Origin of the sequence: Nonomuraea terrae (genome assembly GCF_044465245.1) — a bacterium.
Classification (GTDB): Bacteria; Actinomycetota; Actinomycetes; order Streptosporangiales; family Streptosporangiaceae; genus Nonomuraea; species Nonomuraea terrae.
Map to the genome: position 1 here is coordinate 23,938 of NZ_JBITLL010000010.1, position 19,337 is coordinate 43,274.

The 19,337-nt window shown below is 73.4% G+C and carries 17 protein-coding genes; 12 read left to right on the forward strand and 5 right to left on the reverse strand.

Translation table 11 applies throughout. The features are described 5' to 3' along the window. Positions 1–26 precede the first annotated feature (26 nt). On the forward strand, positions 27–506 hold the full coding sequence (locus ACIBP6_RS45480; RefSeq protein ID WP_397061336.1) for a GNAT family N-acetyltransferase: 480 nt from the start codon (positions 27–29) through the stop codon (positions 504–506). Next, positions 503–1,546: a pseudaminic acid synthase gene (gene pseI / locus ACIBP6_RS45485; protein ID WP_397061338.1), complete on the forward strand. Its 1,044-nt coding sequence runs from the start codon at positions 503–505 to the stop codon at positions 1,544–1,546. Before ACIBP6_RS45480 ends, pseI begins: the two co-directional genes overlap by 4 nt. Here the strand turns inward: pseI and ACIBP6_RS45490 are convergent. Both ACIBP6_RS45490 and ACIBP6_RS45495 read right to left on the reverse strand, forming a co-directional pair. Beyond that, positions 1,543–2,505 (reverse strand): PseG/SpsG family protein, encoded by a 963-nt coding sequence (locus ACIBP6_RS45490; protein ID WP_397061340.1) that lies wholly within the window; start codon positions 2,503–2,505, stop codon positions 1,543–1,545. The genes pseI and ACIBP6_RS45490 overlap by 4 nt on opposite strands. Continuing rightward, a complete protein-coding gene (locus ACIBP6_RS45495) occupies positions 2,505–3,233 on the reverse strand; it encodes a cytidylyltransferase domain-containing protein (protein ID WP_397061342.1) in 729 nt (242 codons plus the stop codon). Before ACIBP6_RS45495 ends, ACIBP6_RS45490 begins: the two co-directional genes overlap by 1 nt. Positions 3,234–3,336: 103 nt before the next feature. Between ACIBP6_RS45495 and pseB the strand changes: the two genes are divergently transcribed. Both pseB and ACIBP6_RS45505 read left to right on the forward strand, forming a co-directional pair. Then, on the forward strand, positions 3,337–4,314 hold the full coding sequence (gene pseB / locus ACIBP6_RS45500) for a UDP-N-acetylglucosamine 4,6-dehydratase (inverting) (protein ID WP_397061344.1): 978 nt from the start codon (positions 3,337–3,339) through the stop codon (positions 4,312–4,314). Continuing rightward, positions 4,314–5,438: a DegT/DnrJ/EryC1/StrS family aminotransferase gene (locus ACIBP6_RS45505; protein WP_397061346.1), complete on the forward strand. Its 1,125-nt coding sequence runs from the start codon at positions 4,314–4,316 to the stop codon at positions 5,436–5,438. The genes pseB and ACIBP6_RS45505 overlap by 1 nt, the downstream gene beginning before the upstream one ends. On the opposite strand, the gene ACIBP6_RS45510 is transcribed toward ACIBP6_RS45505, so the two are convergent. Genes ACIBP6_RS45510 through ACIBP6_RS45520 form a run of 3 tightly spaced genes read right to left on the reverse strand, consistent with a single transcriptional unit; the run spans position 5,435 to position 10,074 of the window. Continuing rightward, positions 5,435–7,321, reverse strand: coding sequence for a glycosyltransferase family 2 protein (locus ACIBP6_RS45510; protein ID WP_397061348.1), 1,887 nt, complete (start codon positions 7,319–7,321; stop codon positions 5,435–5,437). The two genes, ACIBP6_RS45505 and ACIBP6_RS45510, sit on opposite strands and share 4 nt — an antisense overlap. A 21-nt stretch (positions 7,322–7,342) precedes the next feature. Continuing rightward, positions 7,343–9,013, reverse strand: a complete 1,671-nt coding sequence (locus tag ACIBP6_RS45515; RefSeq protein ID WP_397061350.1) for a hypothetical protein — start codon at positions 9,011–9,013, stop codon at positions 7,343–7,345. After that, a complete protein-coding gene (locus tag ACIBP6_RS45520) occupies positions 9,010–10,074 on the reverse strand; it encodes a hypothetical protein (protein ID WP_397061352.1) in 1,065 nt (354 codons plus the stop codon). Before ACIBP6_RS45520 ends, ACIBP6_RS45515 begins: the two co-directional genes overlap by 4 nt. A 160-nt stretch (positions 10,075–10,234) precedes the next feature. Between ACIBP6_RS45520 and ACIBP6_RS45525 the strand changes: the two genes are divergently transcribed. The 8 genes from ACIBP6_RS45525 (at position 10,235) to ACIBP6_RS45560 (ending at position 19,307) form a co-directional block, all read left to right on the forward strand. After that, the gene (locus ACIBP6_RS45525) at positions 10,235–10,483 is read left to right on the forward strand and encodes an acyl carrier protein (RefSeq protein WP_132623788.1); all 249 of its coding nucleotides are present in this window, start codon (positions 10,235–10,237) and stop codon (positions 10,481–10,483) included. Beyond that, a complete protein-coding gene (locus ACIBP6_RS45530; RefSeq protein WP_397061354.1) occupies positions 10,458–11,216 on the forward strand; it encodes an SDR family NAD(P)-dependent oxidoreductase in 759 nt (252 codons plus the stop codon). Before ACIBP6_RS45525 ends, ACIBP6_RS45530 begins: the two co-directional genes overlap by 26 nt. A gap of 409 nt (positions 11,217–11,625) precedes the next feature. After that, positions 11,626–12,957, forward strand: a complete 1,332-nt coding sequence (locus ACIBP6_RS45535) for an AMP-binding protein (protein WP_397061356.1) — start codon at positions 11,626–11,628, stop codon at positions 12,955–12,957. Next, positions 12,954–14,003, forward strand: a complete 1,050-nt coding sequence (locus ACIBP6_RS45540) for a LuxE/PaaK family acyltransferase (protein ID WP_397061358.1) — start codon at positions 12,954–12,956, stop codon at positions 14,001–14,003. Before ACIBP6_RS45535 ends, ACIBP6_RS45540 begins: the two co-directional genes overlap by 4 nt. Continuing rightward, positions 14,003–15,241, forward strand: coding sequence for an acyl-CoA reductase (locus ACIBP6_RS45545; protein WP_397061360.1), 1,239 nt, complete (start codon positions 14,003–14,005; stop codon positions 15,239–15,241). Before ACIBP6_RS45540 ends, ACIBP6_RS45545 begins: the two co-directional genes overlap by 1 nt. Next, entirely contained in the window at positions 15,238–17,463 is a 2,226-nt protein-coding gene (locus tag ACIBP6_RS45550) for a hypothetical protein (RefSeq protein WP_397061362.1), read from the forward strand. The genes ACIBP6_RS45545 and ACIBP6_RS45550 overlap by 4 nt, the downstream gene beginning before the upstream one ends. A gap of 106 nt (positions 17,464–17,569) precedes the next feature. After that, positions 17,570–18,604: a glycosyltransferase gene (locus tag ACIBP6_RS45555; RefSeq protein ID WP_397061363.1), complete on the forward strand. Its 1,035-nt coding sequence runs from the start codon at positions 17,570–17,572 to the stop codon at positions 18,602–18,604. A 4-nt stretch (positions 18,605–18,608) separates the two neighbouring features. Next, positions 18,609–19,307 carry a class I SAM-dependent methyltransferase gene (locus tag ACIBP6_RS45560; protein ID WP_397061365.1) on the forward strand — a complete coding sequence of 233 codons (699 nt, stop codon included), beginning with the start codon at positions 18,609–18,611 and terminating at the stop codon, positions 19,305–19,307. The last annotated feature ends 30 nt before the right edge of the window (positions 19,308–19,337 follow it).

Consider the following 19,337-nt stretch of genomic DNA (forward strand, 5'->3'; position numbering starts at 1 on the left):
TCGTAGGGGGAGCGGTGCTGAGAGACGTGCGAGATGATGATCTGCCGGTTATGCGCCGATGGCGCAACCACCCGCGCGTCCGCGCCGCCAGCTTCACCACCCATGAGATCACCGAGCACGAACACGCCCGCTGGTGGGCCGCCACCCGCGCCGACACGGGCACCCGCGTGCTGATCTACGACCATGAGGCCGCCGCCGCAGGGGTGGTGACCTACGCCGGCGTGACGCCGGCGGCCGCCCGCTGGGGCTTCTACCTCGACCTCGACGGCCTCGAACGGTCGGGGCGGCTGCTGGCGGCCTGGGCCGGCCTGGAGCGGGCCGCCATCGCGCACGCCTTCGGGCCGCTCGGCCTCGCCGCGTTGCGTGGCGAGGTGCTGGCCGACAACGAGCCGGTCAGGCAGATGCACCGCAGGTTCGGGTTCGTCGAGGTGGAGACCTACCAGCGGCACGTCGACGGCGTGCCGCGCGACGTCGTGGCCATCGAGCTGAGAAGGGAAGACGCATGATCTCCATCGCGGGGCGGCCGATCGGGCCCGGGCATCCGCCGTACGTCGTGGCCGAGATGTCCGGCAACCACAACGGGAGCCTGGAACGCGCGCTGGCCATCGTGGACGCGGTGGCCGAGGCGGGCGCGCACGCGCTGAAGCTGCAGACGTACACGCCGGACACGCTGACGATCGACTGCGACGCTCCGGCGTTCCGGATCGGCGACGGGCACGAGTTGTGGGGCGGCGAGACGCTCTACCGGCTCTACGAGCGCGCCCACACGCCGTGGGAGTGGCACGAGCCGATCATGGAGCGCGCGCGGGAGCGGGGGCTGGCCGCGTTCTCGGCGCCGTTCGACCCGACGGCCGTGGAGCTGCTGGAGAAGCTGGACGTGCCGGCGTACAAGATCGCGTCGTCGGAGATCGTCGACCTGCCGCTGATCCGGCTCGCGGCCGGCACCGGCAAGCCGCTGATCATCTCCACCGGCATGGCGACGACCGGCGAGATCGAGGCCGCGGTGTCGGCCGCGCGCGAGGCCGGATGCAGCCGGCTCGCCGTGTTGTCGTGCACGGCGTCCTACCCGGCGGCGCCGTCCGAGAGCAACCTGCGGGCGCTGCCGCTGCTGGGCGCGCTCACCGGTGAGGTCGTCGGCCTGTCCGACCACACGCCGGGGCTCGGGGCCGCGCTGGCGGCGGTGGCGCTCGGGGCGTGCCTGATCGAGAAGCACGTCACGCTGTCGCGGGCCGACGGCGGGGTCGACGCCGCGTTCTCGCTGGAGCCGGCCGAGCTGGCGGTGCTGGTGGTGGAGAGCGAGCGGGCCTGGCAGTCGCTGGGCGAGACGGTGATCGGGCCGCGCCCGTCGGAGCGCGAGGGCCTGCGCTTCCGCCGGTCGCTGTACGTCGTACGCGATGTGCTGGCGGGCGAGCAGGTGACGGCGCGGAACGTCCGGTCGATCCGGCCCGCCGGCGGCCTGCCACCCGAGGCCGCCGCCGAGGTGATGGGGCGGCGCTTCACCCGCGACGTGCCCTTCGGCACCCCGCTGACCTGGGACCTGATCTAGCGGCAGATCTCCAGCAGCGCGTCGGCGACGCGCTCGCGGCCGCGGCCGTCCACCAGGCCGCGGCCCCGCCTGCCGTGCTCCTCACGGACGGCGGGGCCGGCGAGCAGGCCGGCCAGCACGGCGACGGAGCCGGCGTCGGGCACGTCGCCCAGCCCGGCCGCCACCCCGCGGCCGACCAGCTCCTCGTAGCCGATCAGCTGGTTGGCGGCCACCCAGGTCAGCGCCGTGGGCACGCCGAGGTGGAGCAGCTCCCAGACGGCCGAGCCGGCCGCGGTGACCACGAGGTCGGCGCCCGCCATCAGCTCGGGCAGCCGGTCGGTGGGCGGGATCACGGTGATCGGCCCGCCCGCCTCGAACGGCTCGGGGCTGACGACCGTGCCGTCGAACGGCCGCCCGGTCGCCCGCAGCGCCGCGGCCCAGGCGGGGGCCACGCCCGCGCTGTCGGTGCCGCCGAAGAAGCACAGCACCCGTGGCACCTCGCCGTCGTGCGCCACCCGCCTGCGCGAGCGCACGCTGTCACGCAGCAGCACGTAACGGGCTCCCGCCAGCCGCCGGGCGTCGAAGGGGAACGGGCGGTGCTCGGCGCCGAGGTTCTGGTCGAGGTAGAGGTCGGCCCGCTGGCCGCGCGGATCGCCGTCGACGATGGCGAGCACCGCGAGGCCGTGGTCGCGCAGCACCGCGCCGGTGTGCTCCGGCAGGTCGTACGAGTCGAGCACCACGGCGTCGAGCCGCAGCTCGCGGGAGAGTGCGGCCAGGCGCGCGGGCTCGGCGGGGGCGGGCACCAGCGGGAGCCCCCGCAGGCTCAGCTGGGCGGCGGCCCACTCCGAGCCGCGCACCTCGCCGAGGAAGACGACGTCGGCGCCGCGGGAGCGCAGCTCCTCGGCCAGCGCCACGCACCGCACCAGGTGGCCCACCCCGCTGCTCGCTCCGGCGTCGCACCGGAACCCGGCCCGCGGCATCACGCCTCCTGCAGGGCCTTCTGCCGGACGTGGGCGTTGAGCCCGCTCACCTCCGGACGCTCGCGCAGCCAGCTCACCAGCGTGCGGGCGGGCACGCAGCGGTCGCCGAACGCCGCCGCCACCGAGGTGATGAGCCGCCAGTCGTCCTCGGTGTCGAGCGTGACCCGCAGGTCGTCGGCGGCGGGCTGGTGGGCCAGGCCCAGCAGCCGCGCGTCGCCCGGATGCGCGTAGATGTGGGAGGTCACGTGGGTGCGGTGGAAGCCGGTGGCCTCCGCGTCGGCCCGCAGCAGCGCGGCGCGGCCGGCGATCTCGACGTCGAGCCCGCGCGGCAGCGTGCGGGCCAGGCTCGTGCTGAGGTAGTCGAGCCCGGGGACGGCGCGGAAGACCAGCGCCGCCTCCCTGATCACGGCCGGGTCGAGCAGCGGGCAGTCGGCGGTGAACCGCATCATCGCGTCCCACCGGCGCCCTTCCAGCGCCTGGACGAAACGGGTCAGCACGTCGTCGACCGGCCCCCGGTGCCAGGCGACGCCGAGCCGCCGGCACTCGGCGACCACCGCGTCGTCGGCCGGCTCGGTGGTGGTGGCCACGAGCAGGTCGTCGAGCGCGCCGGCCTCCCGCGCGGCGCGGACCACCCAGGCCAGCACCGAACGGCCCTCCAGCTCGCGCACCACCTTGCCGGGCAGACGTGTCGAACCCATGCGTGCCTGGATGATTCCGACGATGCGCACAGCGCTCCCATCCCCCCATGTGACCCAACGCGCACGACCGATCGCGCTATGCTACCGGCTGCTCAGACGACAACAGCGCGCACGCGCGATTTCAGGGGGCCACGTGAGCATTCTCAGTGGATCGTCGATTCTGATCACCGGAGGGACGGGGTCCTTCGGCAAAGCGTTCATCCGCCACGCACTCGACTCGCTCGGGGTCCGCCGCCTGGTGGTCTTCTCCCGCGACGAGCTCAAGCAGTACGAGGCCCGCCAGCTGTTCGGCGACGACGAGCGGCTGCGCTGGTTCATCGGCGACGTACGCGACCGCGACCGGCTGACCCGCGCCATGCACGGCGTCGACCACGTCGTCCACGCGGCGGCGCTCAAGCAGGTCGACACCGCCGAGTACAACCCGTTCGAGTACGTCCGCACCAACGTCGCCGGGTCGCAGAACGTCGTGGAGGCGGCCATCGACTGCGGCGTGCGCAAGGTGGTCGCGCTCTCCACCGACAAGGCCTCCAGCCCCATCAACCTCTACGGCGCCACGAAGCTGGTCGCCGACAAGCTCTTCGTGTCGGCCAACCACTACGCCGCCGCCCACGAGACCCGCTTCGCCGTCGTCCGCTACGGCAACGTCGTCGGCAGCCGGGGCTCGGTGGTGCCGCTGTTCCAGCGTCTGGCCGCGCAGGGGGGCAGCCTGCCGATCACCGACAAGCGCATGACGCGCTTCTGGATCACGCTCGACCAGGCCGTCAGGTTCGTGGTCGACTCGTTCGAGCTGATGCGGGGCGGCGAGCTGTACGTCCCGCGCATTCCCAGCATGCGCATCACCGACCTGGCCGAGGCCCTCGCACCGGAGAGCCCGATCTACGAGATCGGCGTGCGGCCGGGCGAGAAGCTGCACGAGGAGATGATCGGCCCCGACGACGGCCGCAGGACGCTGCGCCTGGCCGACCGCTACGTCGTCCAGCCGACGATCGCGACCTGGGGTTACGTGCCGCCCGACACGGGCGAGCTGCTGCCCGAGGGCTTCTCCTACCGCTCCGACACCAACGAGCAGTGGCTGTCGGTCGACGACCTGCGCGCCATGGTGGCCGGCTGATGCTCCCCTACGGACGGCAGTCGATCGACGAGTCCGACGTCGAGGCGGTGACCGGGGTGCTGCGCGGCGACTGGCTGACGACGGGGCCGGCGGTGGCCGCGTTCGAGACGGAGCTGGCGCGCTGGACGGGCGGCGTCCCGTGCGTGTCGGTCACCTCCGGCACCGCGGCGCTGCACGTCGCGTACGCGGCGGCCGGTGTCGGGGCGGGCGACGAGGTGGTCACGACGCCGCTGACGTTCGTGGCCACGGCGGCGACGGCCGCGCTGCTGGGCGCGAAGGTGGTCTTCGCCGACGTGCAGCCCGACACCGGCAACCTCGACCCCGACGCCGCCGCGGCGCTGGTCACCCCACGGACGCGGGTGGTGACCGCGGTCGACTACGCGGGTCACCCCGCCGACTACGACGAGCTGCGCGAGGTCGCCGACCGGGCCGGGGCGGTGCTGGTCGACGACGCCGCCCACGCGATCGGGTCGACGTACAAGGACCGGCCGGTGGGGTCGCTCGCCGACCTGACGACGTTCTCGTTCTTCCCGACCAAGACCGTGACGACCGCCGAGGGCGGGGCGGTGGCGGCGGCCGACCCGGAGCGGTTCCGGCGCGCGGCCCGCTTCCGTAACCACGGCCTGGTCAGGGAGCCCGGGGAGCAGCGCTTCCCCGGCGAGGGCGGCTGGCACCAGGAGGTGCACGCGTTCGGGCTCAACTACCGGCTGCCCGACGTGCTGTGCGCGCTCGGCATCAGCCAGCTGCGCCGGCTCGAAGGTTTCCGCGCCCGCCGCGCCGAGCTGGTCGAGCGCTACGACACGCTGCTGCGCGACGTGCCCGGGCTGACGCTGCCGGCCCGGCGCGCGTACGTGCGGCCGAGCTGGCACCTGTATCCCGTGCGCGTGCGCGACGGGCGGCGGCGCGAGGTCTACGAACGCATGCGCGCCGCCGGCATCGGGGTGCAGGTCAACTACGTGCCGGCGTACTGGCATCCGGTGTTCGAGGACCTCGGCTACCGGCGCGGCCTGTGCCCGCGGGCCGAGGCCTACTACGCCGAGGAGCTGTCGCTGCCGCTGTTCCCCGGCCTGTCCGACGCCGAGCAGGACCGCGTGGCCGAGACGCTGGCCGGCATCCTGCGTTAGCGCTCGGCGAGCAGCAGGCAGCCGTCCTCACCGCGGTCGATGAGGAAGCGCCGCTCGGCCACCGTCGCGACCGCCCGGTGGGCGGTGCGCACCAGCGGCCGGACGGCCGTGCCGTGGTCGATGAGCACCTCCCACCACGCCTCGCGGCTCACCCGCTCGTCGATGTCGGCGAGCGGCACGCGGGCGTGGAAGTCGCGGCCGGCCAGCGCCACCGGGAAGTACATCTCCTCACCGTCGTTCCTGCGGCGCAGCCGGAGCACCGGCTCGCCGTCGCCGACGTCGGCCATCTCCCCCGAGAACACCAGGTCGTCGCCGTCGAGACCGCACTCGCCGATGACCGCCTGGGCGTGGCGCAGGCGCAGGCTCCAGGCGCCCTTGACGCCGCGTACCGGGACCGCCCACACGCCCGATCGGCGGCGCGGCTCCGGGATCAGCGGCGGCAGCCAGCGCGGTCCGCCGACCCTGCCCTCCAGCCGCAGCCCCCGGCCCCTGATCCCGACGTACAGGTCCCACAGGCCGCGCCTGGCGAGTTGCGCCTTGGTGAAGGTCTCCAGGTCGAACGCGAACCTGAACGGGAACGCCTGCTCCTCCAGCAGACGCCCGTCCTCCTGCCTGACGTCCTCCACGACGGGGGCGCTGAGCCCTTCGGACAGCGGGACGGTCGCGCCCGACCCGCGTTCGCGCAGCCACACGTTCATCCGCACCCGGCGCACGTCGCTCACGTCGAACATGCCGACGGCGGCCCGGCCGGCGCCGGACAGCACGCTCTCGCGCCAGTCCAGGCTCACCAGCCGGCTCCTCAGCTTCAGCTCGGCGGAGACCTCCGCCAGGTGGCCGGGCATGGCGGGGTGGCGGCCGTACCAGCGTCTGCGCAGCAGCCCGGTCGAGGTGACCTTGGGCCGCAGCCGGCCCGCCTCCGCGTCGGCGAAGGTCTCGGACAGCTCGTCCAGCCTGCGCCGGTGCAGGAGGTGGACGAGCAGGCGCTGCTCGTACGGGAGGCTCTGCCACGCCTCGGGCGCCACCCCGTCGAGGTAGCGGACGGCGAGGTCCACCAGGCCCGGGTCGGCCGACGCGCCCATGCCGGCGATGGCCTCCACGGCCACGCTCATGTCGATGTCGAGCGTGTCGCGGTCGAAGTCGCCCTTGAGCTCCGGCGCCCCGCGGCCGAGGACGTCGGCCGTCTGCAGCACCGACAGCAGGCGGTCGCGCAGGTTGCCCGGCTCCAGACGGCGCTGGGTGATGGACGACTCCGGCTCGTCGCGCTGCCGCCAGTGGTAGACGACCCTGGCCAGCACGTCGACCGAACCGGCTCCGACATGCGCGGCCATGGCGACGGGCTGGTCCTCGTACATGCGCTCGGGGAAGCTCAGTCCGAGGTGGTCCCAGAAGGAGCGGCGGTAGACCTTGTTCCACAACATACGGTCGCGGACCAGCAGCGGGTGACGGCTGATGTGGGTGCGCCGGCGCGACTTGGCGAACGCCTGCCGGTGCGCCCACGACGGGACGAGCACATTGCCGTGGAGCCGCATGACGTTGCCGCAGGCCAGGTCCGAGCCGGTGTCCTCCAGCGAGGTCACCAGGCGCCCGAACGCGTCGCGCGGCACGGTGTCGTCACCGTCCACGAAGGCGAGGTAGCGGCCGGAGGCGTGCCGCAGGCCGACGTTGCGGGCGTGGCCCACCCCCTTGTTGGGCTGCCTGACGAACCTGATCCGTGGATCCGCGGCCTGCCGCGCGGCCACGACGACCGGGCCGTCGTCGACGCTGCCGTCGTCCACGCAGATCACCTCCAGGTCCTCCAGGGTCTGGGAGGTGATGGAGTCAAGGCAGGGTCCGATGTACTTCTCGACGTTATAGAACGGGACGATCACCGACAGAACCGGCACGAGCACTCCTCATCGTTTTCGTCAGCCGGACAGCAGGCGTATGACACGGCGGGCGACCTTGCGGGGGCGGGCCAGTCGGCGGGAGAGGCGGTAACCGAGGGTCCTGCGGTAGGCGGTGGCCCTGCGCTGGGTCCTGCGCAGCTTGGCCCTGGCCCGGACCAGCTCGCGCTCGCGGTAGGAGAGCTTGGTCTCCAGCCGCGAGATCCTGGCCATGGCCGCGGTGAGCTGCTCGGACAGCCGGTCGCGCGCCCGCAGCAGATCGCGGTACGTGGGGGCGTGCTCGGCCGGCTCGGCGGGCAGGCCCAGCTCGGCCTCCAGCTTCCTGGCCCGGTCGAGGTCGCGCTGGTCGCACTCGCGTCCCGCCATGGCGCACAGCGTCAGCGTGAGCTGGTCGTCCTCCAGCGGCCACGGCCACGGGTGGTGGTGACCGGCCGCGAGCAGGCGCACGGCGAACCGGCGCAGGATCCGGCAGAGCGCGACCTGCGGGTCGATCGGCCCGGGCAGGCCGGTCGGCGGGCCGATGGCGGCGAACCGCTCGCCGTCGTAGACCAGGCTGTCGGTCGCCGCCGACACCTCGCCGCCCTCCTCCAGCCAGGCGGCGAGGGCGGTGAGCAGCTCGCGTACGGTCCTGACGTCCTCGTGGGCGCACGCCTCGACGAGGATCTCCTCCACCACGCGGCCGGCCGGGATCGGGTGCTCGCCGCCGTCGGGGAGGCGGCGGACGCCCGCGGGGACGAGCTCGTACAGGAGCGCCCCCTCCTCGACCAGCCCCAGCGGCAGCTCCTCGGACGCGCCAGGGCCGGCGGATTCCTCAGTTTCCTCGGGCTTCTCGGGCTTTTCGGGCTTCTCGGGGGTGGCTGCGGGGCGGGTGGCCACGGCGAGCCACATCGGGGCGAGTCGTTCACCCAAGCGGTGGCGGAACACCAGGCGGGTCAGCCGCAGCGGGTCGGCCACCAGCGTGCGCTCGTCCTGCCGGGAGCTGAGCGTGAACGCGAGCGCGTCCGGCAGATCATGTGCCAGCGCCTCCCTGGACAGCAGCGACCGCGGGGCCTGCCGGTCGGGATAGACCGCGTAGGAGCGCCGCATCGTCAGCCCCGCCGACTCGATCCCGCGGTCGAGGGCTTCAGGGCCGCTCGGGTAGCTGGGGTCGAAGCCGTGTGGCGCCCACTGGTCGTCGCCGCCCTCCCGGTCGGCGGGCCGCGCCTCCAGGAACCGGTCCACGCCGAGGTCGTTGCGTACGCCCAGCGCCAGCCGCCCGCCGGGGGCCACCAGGCCGGCCAGCGCCGCCAGGGACTCCTTCCAGGCGGACGCCGGCGCCTCGGCGGAGTGCGTGCGCAGCAGCCCGTCGAGCGCCAGCACCAGGTCGTACGGCTCCTCGACGTCGAGCGCCTCCAGCCGCCCGCAGAACACCGCGAGGCCCGGGTGGCGCTCGCCGAGCTCGCAGGCGTCCGGGTAGGAGCGCAGCAGGACGGCCGCCGCCGCGGCGTTGGCGACCACCTCGTCCACCAGCGGCTGCGGGTGCGGCCCGACCAGCAGCACCCGGCCGCCCGCCGGCAGCAGCCTCCTGATCAGCTCCAGCGCCGCGCCCTGCCACTCCGTGACGCCGGCCACGGCGGACATGTCGGACCACAGCAACATCTCTCCGCCGATCAGGCGGACGTTCTCGGGTGTCTCGTTCGTACGTGCGCTCACGGCTTCACTCCGCGCGGCGGGTTCTGGCGTCCCGACGCCGCGGCCCGGTCGGCGCGCCGCTCCCGTCGCCGCGCCCCCGGCTCCTGCCGCCCCTGGCGTTCCGCCGCGTCGTTGGGGCGCCCACGGCGTCCCGCCTCGGGCTGCTGGGGTGGTGCCGCCGCCGGGTGCTTGTCCCGTCGTGTGGCCGCCTCGCGCCGCCGCGCCGTCGTCGTCCCGGACGGCGGCGCCGCCGCCCGGGCCCGCTTCCATCCGAACATTCGCCGTAGCTCCTCCGGTGTCGCCTGATACTCGAATCCCAGCTCCTGCCGCGCGACCTCCGCCGCCAGCTCGGGATCGACGCTGGCGCCGTGCAGCTCGGGCCACAACCGCTTGCGGCGCGCCGTGCCGCCGTACTCGGGGCGTTCGTCCTCGAACTGCATCGGGTCTCCGTACACGGCCACCTCGCAGCCGACCGAGGCGCCGTAGAAGAGCGCGCTGCCGAGCCGGTTGGAGGCCACCCTGCGGTGACGTCGCAGCTCTACCAGCTGCTTGCGCAGGAAGTCGCGGCCCTTCCCGTCCCAGCGGGATCCGCGGTCGCCATGGCAGATGACCCGGAAACCCCTCGACGCGTACGCCTGCCGAATGTCCGGATTTGCGAATTCCAGCCAATAAAGGCAGACCGTGACCGGACCAATCTCGACATTTCTGATTTCGTCGGCGAGGCGTCCGTGGTCACCGCTGACAGAGGACTTCTCCCAGCCGTGGAAGGGATACCAGATCGTACCCTCACGTTCGGGCCGGACGCCCAAGTCGGGCTCCAGCTCAAGGAGATAGATCCAGGGGGCGCCGATCAGGTAGTGGCCGCGCCGGCCCATCGACCAGCCCCGGCGGCGCAGGGTGTCCGACCAGACGAAACGGGGATAGCCGGGGCTGCACCAGTGGTCGTTCGGGGGAAATCCGTGAAGATAGTTCCATCCGTGCTGGAGGTAGCCCTGAATGCGCTTCGGCGCCTCGTCAGTGAGGCCGCAGTATCTTCCGAGAATGCGCGAGTGCCCGTACCAGTGATTGGATTCGTCCATCATTCCCCCCGTACGGTGGCCGTGTCTTTTCCGACATTCCCAGCCGCCAACGCGGGCCACGCGTCGTTATACGGTTCCATTACCGAGGGCGGAGGCTTGGTTTCTCATGCGTCGCATGTGCCGCTACACTTCGTCGTGGTCCGAGCACTGAGAGTGAGTGATCATGAATCATCTCGATCGCCTGCGGGCCGTCTTCCGCATGGCGCTCAATCTCCCCGCCGACGCCGACGTCGACGGGCTCGAATACCGAGCCATCCCGCAGTGGGACTCCTTGGCCCACATGGCGTTGATCGCGACGATGGAGGACGAGTTCTCCGTCATGATCGACACCGACGAGATGATCGACATGAGCTCGTTCGCCAAGGCGGCCGAGCTGCTGGAGAAGCATGGTTTCGGCGCCGCCGAGCTCTGAGCCCCGGGTCGTCCTGGTCACCGGCTCCACGACCGGCATCGGCCGGGCCGTCGCCGACACGCTGGCCGCGTCCGGCCACGCGGTCGTGCTCCACGGCCGCGGCGAGGAGCGCGCCGCGAAGGCGGCCGCCGAGGTGGCCGCCCGGACCGGCCGGCCGGCCGACGCGGTCCACGGCGACGTGGCCGACCCCGCGCAGGTCTCCGCCATGATGCGGCAGATCTTCCAGCGGCACGGCCGGCTCGACTCGCTCGTCGTCAACGCCGGGGTCCACGAGGCCGGGCTGCTCGGCATGACCCGCCACGACACCGTCACCCGGCTCTTCGAGGTCAACGCCATGGGGGCGGCCCACACCCTGCAGGCCGCGCTCCGGCTGCTGCGCCGGGGCTCCTCCCCCGCCGTGGTGCTGGTCTCCTCGATCATGGGCCGCGCGGGCGGGCCGGGCCAGGCGGTCTACTCCGCCGCCAAGGCCGCCGTCATCGGGCTCACCCGGGCCGCGGCCAAGGAGCTCGGGCCCACCGGCGTCCGGGTCAACGCCGTCGCGCCCGGCTACGTCGAGACGCGCATGCTCGACACACTCGACGACCATTCACGCGCCGCCACCGTGGCGGCCACCCCGCTCGGCCGACTCGGCAGGCCCGACGACGTCGCCCACGCGGTCGCGTTCCTGCTGTCGCCGGGGGCGGCGTTCGTCACGGGGCAGGTTCTCGGTGTCGACGGCGGGCTGGTCCTTTGACTTCTCCCCGCCCTGCACCAGGACGGGAACCCCGACCCCCGCGGGCCGGCCTTCCCCCCGACCGCCCGTCCCACGCCGATGCGGCACCTGTTCGGTTCACCCCTCATACGCACGGCGACACACGTCGGGCCCTGACGCACGAGCGTCCGCCGCGGCGGTGCCGCGACCAGCGGCCCGAGCTGAGGTACGCGCGTCCGCCCTCTGTCGACCGGGCGCCCGCGTCGCTCCGGCGTCCATGGCAGAAGGGCGCAGATGTCCAGCATTCAGGTCGCGCATTCAGGGATGGGTGGGTTTGGCGCATGACGGAGAGGGACGGCATGGGCGCGTCGGGGGCCCGGCTCTGGAGGGGCGCCGCCGGGGTGCCGTGGATCGGGGCTTGTGAAGGGCCGGGGATTTTCGGGGGGTTGCGATGAGATTTCCGCATGAGGAGGCGCGGCTGATCGTTCCGGGGACTCCTGGGGCTTCCGGGAGGTCGGGGATCGTCGCGGGGAGCGAGCTGGCCGGGCGGATCGAGCGGGCGGCGGAGATCGTGACGCGGTTGCCGCCGGGGCCGTTGTTCTGCGGGATGCGGAACGATCTGGCCTCTGTCCTGCGGTATCTCGGCGCCTGGTGCTCCGGGCGGGCGGTGGGGCTGCTGGATCCCGAGCTCCCGGCCGGGGTGCTGGCCGATCTCGTGCAGCGGTTCCGGCCGGGCGCGCTGCTCGGATTCGCCCACGCGCCCGACGGCCCGCCGCGCGCCCAGACGACCGGCGGGGCGGCGGTGCATCCCGAGCTCGGGGTGTTGCTGGCCACCTCCGGGTCGACCGGAAATCCCAAGCTGGTACGGCTTTCGCGGCAGGCCGTCATGGCCAACGCGGGTGCCGTCGCGGCGGCGTTGGAGATCGGGACGGGCGAGGTGTCGCCCACCAGTCTGCCGCTGCACTACAGCTACGGGCTGTCGGTGCTCAACAGTCACCTGATCGCGGGCGCGACCGTGGTGCTGACCGACGACTCGCTGCTCCAGCGGTCGTTCTGGAACGACGTCGACGCCTACGCCTGCACGTCGCTGGCCGCCGTCCCGTACCAGTACGAGATGTTGCGACGGCTGCGGTTCGAGCGGGCGGGGCACCCTTCGCTCACCACGCTCACGCAGGCGGGCGGGCGGCTCGACGAGGCGCTGGTGAAGGAGTTCGCCGCGCAGGCCGACCGGTTCTACGTGATGTACGGGCAGACCGAGGCCACGGCCCGGATCGCCGTCATGCCGCCCGAGCGGCTGGCCGACAAGCCGGGCTCCGTGGGCCGGGCCATCCCCGGCGGGCGGCTGAGCGTCGACGCCGGCGAGGTCGTCTACCACGGACCCAACGTCATGATGGGCTACGCCGAGACTGCCGACGACCTGGCCAGGGGCGACGACCTCGGCGGGGTGCTGCGAACCGGCGACCTGGGCGAGCTGGACGGGGAGGGCTTCCTCACCATCACCGGACGGCTGCGGCGCATCGCCAAGGCGTTCGGCATCCGGGTCAACATGGACGACATCGAACGCCTGCTGCGCGACGCCGGTCCGCTCGCGGTCACCAGCGGCGACGACCGGGTGACGGTGTGGACGGAGGGGCTGCCCTCGGCCGACCGCGCGGCCCTGGCGCGACGGCTGGCGGCCGAGCTGCGGGTGCACTGGAGCGCTTTCGACGTCCGCAGCCTCGATCGGCTCCCGTTGCTGCCCACGGGCAAGGTCGACTACCGCACCTTGGAGTCGCTCACGTGAGCCCGACGAGGGGGGACGCGGTGAAGGTGTTCGAGCTGGGGGCGGCCGAGAAAGAGGCGGTGCTGCTCCCCCGGCTGGTGGCGTTGACCGAGCGGCACCGCGAGGCGTGCCTGCCGTACCGGAGGATTCTCGACGCCGTCGGGGCGCGGCCGCCGTACGAGCGCGTGGCGGATCTGCCGTGGTTGCCGGTGCGGCTGTTCAAGACGCACGAGCTGCGGAGTGTGCCCGAGGAGCAGGTGTTCCGGGTGCTGACGTCCAGCGGGACGACCGGGCAGCGGCCGAGCCGGATCTACCTCGACCGGGAGGCCGCCGCGGCGCAGACCCGGATGCTGGCCGCCACGCTCCGCGAGGTGCTGGGCGAGCGGCGGCTGCCGATGCTGGTGGTCGACAGCCGCTCCGTCGTACGCGATCCGACGCTGAGCGCTCGCGGCGCCGGCGTGCTCGGCATGATGAACTTCGGCCGCGACCACACGTTCGTGCTGGACGAGCAGGGGCGGGTGGACGCCGAGGCGGTCAAGGAGTTCCTGGCGCGTCACGGCCGCGAGCGGTTCCTGGTGTTCGGGTTCACGTTCATGGTGTGGCTGCATCTGCGCGCTCTCGGGGTGGATCTGTCACAGGCGGTGCTCGTCCACTCGGGCGGCTGGAAGCGGCTGGCCGAGCAGGCGGTCGGAAACGCCGAGTTCCGCCGGCGGCTGGCGGCCGAGTGCGGGCTGACCAGGGTGCACAACTTCTACGGGATGGTCGAGCAGATCGGCACGGTCTTCCTCGAAGGGCCCGACGGCGACGGGCTCTACTGCCCCGACTTCGCCGACGTCGTGATCCGCGACCCCGAGACGTGGCGGGAGGCGCCGCCCGGTGTGCCGGGGCTGATCGAGGTGGTCAGCACCCTGCCGACGTCGTACCCGGGCCACGTGCTGCTGACCGAGGACCTCGGTGTGGTGCGCGGCGTCGACGACGGGAGCCTGCCGGGCAAGCGGTTCGAGGTCCTCGGAAGGTTGCCGCGGGCGGAGGCGCGCGGCTGCAGCGACACGATGGGGCAGGGCTGATGCTGGACGATGTCACCACGCTCGACGTCCCGGCGGTGGACGTCAGGTTCCCCGCCGCCGGGCGGGTGCCCGTGCAGGAGCTGCCGCTCCACGTGGACAGCGGGCTGGAGGTCGGCGACGAGCGCGTACGCGCGTTCCTGGCCGCGTTCGGGCGGCGGCTGCTGCGGCCCGCGCTGGCCCGGCGCCACCCGGAGCTGGGCTCGCTCGGCTTCTTCCTGCGCCCCAGCGAGCTGGCCCGCACGGTCGAGAGCCTGGCCGGCGAGCACGTACGCGTCCCGCGCGGCCTGGTCTTCCACGTCCCGCCCGCGAACGTCGACACGGTCTTCGTCTACTCCTGGGCCCTGTCGGCCCTGATGGGCAACCGCAACGTCGTACGCCTGTCGCCGCGCGCCGGCGCCGTGGCCCAGGTCATCCTGGACACGCTGCACGAGACGCTCGACGGCGCCGACCCGGTGATCGCCGCCACCCAGCGGATCGTCTCCTACGACCGCTCCGACGCCGTCACCTCCGCCCTGTCCGCGGCCTGCGACCTGCGGGTGGTGTGGGGCGGCGACCGTACGGTGCTGGAGATCCGGCGGCACCCGCTCGCGCCGCACGCGCGCGAGCTGACCTTCCCCGACCGTTCGTCGTTCGCGGTGGTGCGGGCGGCGGCGTGGTTGTGCGCGCCGCGGGCGGCGCGGGTCACCGCCGCCGAGGGGTTCGTCAACGACACCTACTGGTTCGACCAGGCGGCCTGCTCCTCGCCGCGGACGGTGTTCTGGGTCGGCGACGAGGGTGACTGCGAGGCGGCGCGGGCCGACTTCACCGACCACGTGGCGCGGGTGGTGACCGTGCGCGGGTGGGGGGTCGACGCGGCGATGGCGGTGGAGAAACGGGTCTCCACGTACGGGCTGGCCGCCGACGGGCTGGCCGAGAGCGTGGAGTTCCGCGGCAACGCGCTGGCCAGCGTCCGGCTGTCGGCCGCGGCGGCGGCGCCTCGGCGGTGGCTGGGCGCGGGGACGTTCGCGCACGCCCGGCTGGCGTCGCTGGCCGAGCTGGCCCCGCTGGTGGAGCGGCGCGACCAGACGATGACGCACTTCGGGTTCGGCCGTGACGAGCTGGAGGAGCTGGCCCGGGGGCTGGCCGGGCGCGGCGTGGACCGCATGGTGCCGGTCGGCAGTGCGCTGAGCTTCCACCGCGTGTGGGACGGTGTCGACCTGCCGGCCGAGTTCACCCGGCTGGTGACCGTCATCCGGTGACCACGCGGCCATCCGGAAGGACGCTGCCGCCCGGTGAGGCCGGGCGCGAGCTCGCTCAGTTGCCGCCTGCCGGGGCCGGCCGGGTGCTCGGCCGGTGGGCGCCTGCCGGGGTCGTGTGCGTGCTGGCCGTCGCGGCGTTCCTGTGGTGCGGGGTGCCGGCCCGCGACCTGGTCGTCTTCGCCGCGTACGTCGGCCTTGCGGTGATGCTGCCGGGGACGCTGCTGTGGCGGGCGCTGACCGGGGGCGGGCCGGCTGATCTCGCGGCGGGGCTGGCGCTCGGGTACGCGGTCGAGGTGCTGGCCTACATCCCCGCCAGGGCGGCCGGGCTGCCGATGCTCGTGCCGGCGGTGCCCGCCGCCGTGCTGGTCGCGTTCGCGTACGTGCCGGGGTTGCGGCGGCACTGGCGGGGCCCGGCCGTACGCGAGCGCATGCCGATGTGGTGCGCGTGGGTGGTCGCGGGGATCGTCGGCTTCCTGGTGGTGTGGAGCACGTTGTTCCTCTACCGGGTGCCGGTCACCGACGCGTACGTGGACATGCCCTACCACCTGGCGCTGGTCGGCGAGCTGCGGCACCACATGCCGCCCACGCTGCCGTCCGTGCTCGGCGAGCCGCTGTCGTACCACTGGTTCGTCTACGCCGAGATGGCCGCGACGAGCTGGGTGACCGGGATCGACCCGGTGACGCTGGTCTACCGGCTGTCCACGCTGCCGATGGCGGCGGCGACCGTCGTGCTGGTCGTGCTGGTGGGGCGGCGGCTGGGCGGACGCTGGGGAGCCGGGGCGGCGGCGGCCGGGGTGACGTACTTCCTGTTCGGGCCGGTGCTCGTGGAGGAGGTCGTGTTCAGCACGCGCTCGATGTTCACGGTGTGGGCGAGCCCCACGCAGACGTTCGGGGCGCTGCTGTTCGCTCCCGTGGTGCTGCTGCTGACCGGCGAGCGCTCGCCGCGGGGCTGGGTGGCGTTCGTGGTGCTGCTGGCGGCGCTCAGCGGGGCGAAGGCGACCTATCTGCCGCTGTTGCTGGCCGGGCTGGTGCTGGTGGTGGCGGTGCGCCGGCTGGCCGAGCGGCGGCTGCGTCGCGGATGGCTGGGGGCGGCGGGCGTCACGCTGGGGTTCCTGGTGTTCGCGCAGGTCGTGCTGTTCGGGCGCGGGTCGCAGGGCACGGCTTTCGCGCCGTTCGCGACCATGCGCGACGTGTGGGGCGCGGTTTCGGGCGTACGGACCGAGGTGCCGCTCACCTCGCTCGTGGTGCTGGCAGGAGCGCACCTGTTCTGCCTGGCCTGCGTGTGGAGCGGGGCGGCGGGTCTTGGCCGGCGGGCGCTGGAGCCGCCGATGCTGCTGGTGCTCGGCATCGGCGCGGCCGGGATCGGGGCGGCCGTGCTGCTCGGGCATCCGGCGGCCTCGCAGCTCTACTTCCTCGAAGGGGCGCGGCCGTATCTGTCGGTGGCGGCCGTGTGCGGCGTGCTGGCGGCGGCGCGGGTGTCGTGGGCGCGCGCCGCACTGGCGGCGGGCTTCGGGGCGTGCGCGGCCCTGGCCGTGTCGGGGCTGGAGTTCCCCGGTGGGGCGCTGGTGCGGGTGGCGGCGCCGTACGCGGTGCTGGCGCTGGTCGCGGGGGTGGCGCTGGTGTGGCGGCGCGTGTGCGCGGCGGGGCTTGCCGCGCTGCTCGCCGGGTACGCCGTGCCGTCCTCGGCCGTGACGGTGGCCGGGCACGTGCTGCCACTCGAAGAGGACGAACGCGAGCGACTGATCCCCAAGGGCGCCCTGGCGGCCGGGCGGTGGTTGCGCGACCACTCCGCGCCCGGCGACGTGGTGGCCACGGACCTGCACTGTCTGCACCCCCGCTGGGTGGCGTGCGACAGCAGGCACTACTGGGTGTCGGCGTTCACCGAGCGACGCGTGCTGGTCGAGGGCTGGGCGTACGCCGAGAGCACGTTGTCGCGCGCCGGGCTGTTCGTGACGCCCTACCTCACGCTGCCGTACGCGGATTCGGCGCGGCTGGCGGCGAACGACGCGGTGTTCCGGGCGCCGACGGCGGAGAACGTCCGGCATCTCGCCACGAAATACGGCGTGAAATGGCTCTTTACTGGGATGAATCCGCAACTGGAGAAATTCGCCCTGCTTCGGTTTCGCAACGCGACCTCGTCCGTCTACGAACTCGACCCGCAGAAACTCGACCCGCAGACGCTCGCCGCTCAGAAACCCGGCCCTCAGACGCTCGGCCTTTAGGTAAAGGCTCGGCACGCATCAGGGAATGATGCCGGGAAATCGCCCGCGCCGCGCTGGACGCCCCCACCACGATTTTCCCTGGACCCACGAGCAGCCAGGGGAGTCTATGGACACGCGTGCCGCCACGAAACCGAGACCCCGCGTCCGCGCCCCCGCCGCCCGCCTGGCCGGCGTGGACATCGTCATCCCCGTCCTCAACGAGGAACGCGCGCTGCCGGGCTGCGTCAGGACGCTGACGGCGTTCCTCGACGGGTTCCCGCTGCCGTGGCGGGTCACGATCGTGGACAACGGCAGCACCGACGCCACCTGGCCGGTCGCCGCCACGCTGGCCAGGGAGTACGAGCACGTCCACGCCCGCCGTCTGGACGTCCGCGGCCGGGGCGCCGCCCTGCGGGCCGCCTGGCGCGAGAGCCCGGCCGACATCGTGGCGTACATGGACGTCGACCTGTCCACCGATCTCGGCGCCCTGCTCCCGCTGGTCGCCTCGGTGGCGAGCGGCCACTCCGAGCTCGCCATCGGCACCCGGCTGGCGCACGGCGCGCGCACCCGCCGCTCGCTGCGCCGCGAGATCGTCTCCCGCTCCTACAACGTCCTCCTCAGGCACGGCTTCGGCGTACGTTTCAGCGACGCCCAGTGCGGGTTCAAGGCGGCCAGGACCGACGTGGTCAGGCCGCTGATGGACAAGGTCGAGGACGACGCCTGGTTCTTCGACACCGAGCTGCTGCTGCTGGCCGAGCACAACGGGCTGCGCGTGCACGAGGTGCCGGTCGACTGGATCGAGGACGCCGACTCCCGCGTCCGCATCGTCAGGACGGCGCTCGACGACCTGAAGGGGCTGGCCAGGGTCGCCTGGTCGATGGCCACGGGGCGGGCCCGCGTGGACGTGACGCGCCCGGAGCCGCGACCCACGCACCCCGATGCGGTGCTCGCCCGGCCGCGGGCGGCAGCGGCGGCGCGGCTCACGTCGTTCGCCGCCGCGGGCCTGCTCTCGGGGGTCCGCGCCGCGGTGCTCTTCGCGCTGCTGACCACGGCGGCGCTGCTCTGGATGCCGCCGGACCCCCGCCGGACGGCGGAGATCGGCGCGGTGGCCGCCGCGTACTGCCTCATCGCCCTGCTCCGCTCCGCTCGTGCGAGGAAATGATCCGATGGACAGCTCTGAGATCCGCCGCCTGGTCGCGCTGGAGGACACCCACTGGTGGTACCGGGAGCGCCGGGCCGTCCTGCGCAGGGAGCTGCGCCGGCTGGGCCGTCCCGGGCGGGCGCTGGACATCGGCGCCGCGGGCGGCGGCAACACCCGGGTCCTGGTCGAGGAGGGCTGGGACGCCACGGCGACCGACTACTGCGAGAGCGCGGTCGAGATGGCGAGGGAGCGCGGCCTGAGGGCCGTGCGCGCCGACGCGCGAGCGCTGCCGTTCGAGCCGGGGAGCGTGGACCTGGTGACCGCGTTCGACGTGCTGGAGCACATCCGCGAGGACGACCTGGTCACCGCGGAGATCGCCCGCGTGCTCGCGCCCGGCGGGCACGCGCTGATCGCCGTGCCGTGCGACATGGCGCTGTGGTCGGCCCACGACGACGCCGTCGGCCACGTACGCCGCTACGCCCGTGAGTCGCTGACCGTCGTGGTGGAGCAGGCCGGGCTGCGGGTGGAACGGGTGTGGAGCTGGAACGTGCTGCTGCGGCCGGTGGTGGCCCTGCGCCGGCGCCGCTCCCGGGGCAGTGACCTGCAGCGCACGTCTCTCGTGGTCAACGCCGGTCTGTCGGCGATCGTCCGCGCGGAACGCTATCTTCCGGTGACCTCGCTCAAGGGGGTGACGTTGTTCCTCAAGGCCAGGCTCGCCCGGTGATGTGCCCATACCGAAATGTTCGGGGGCCTT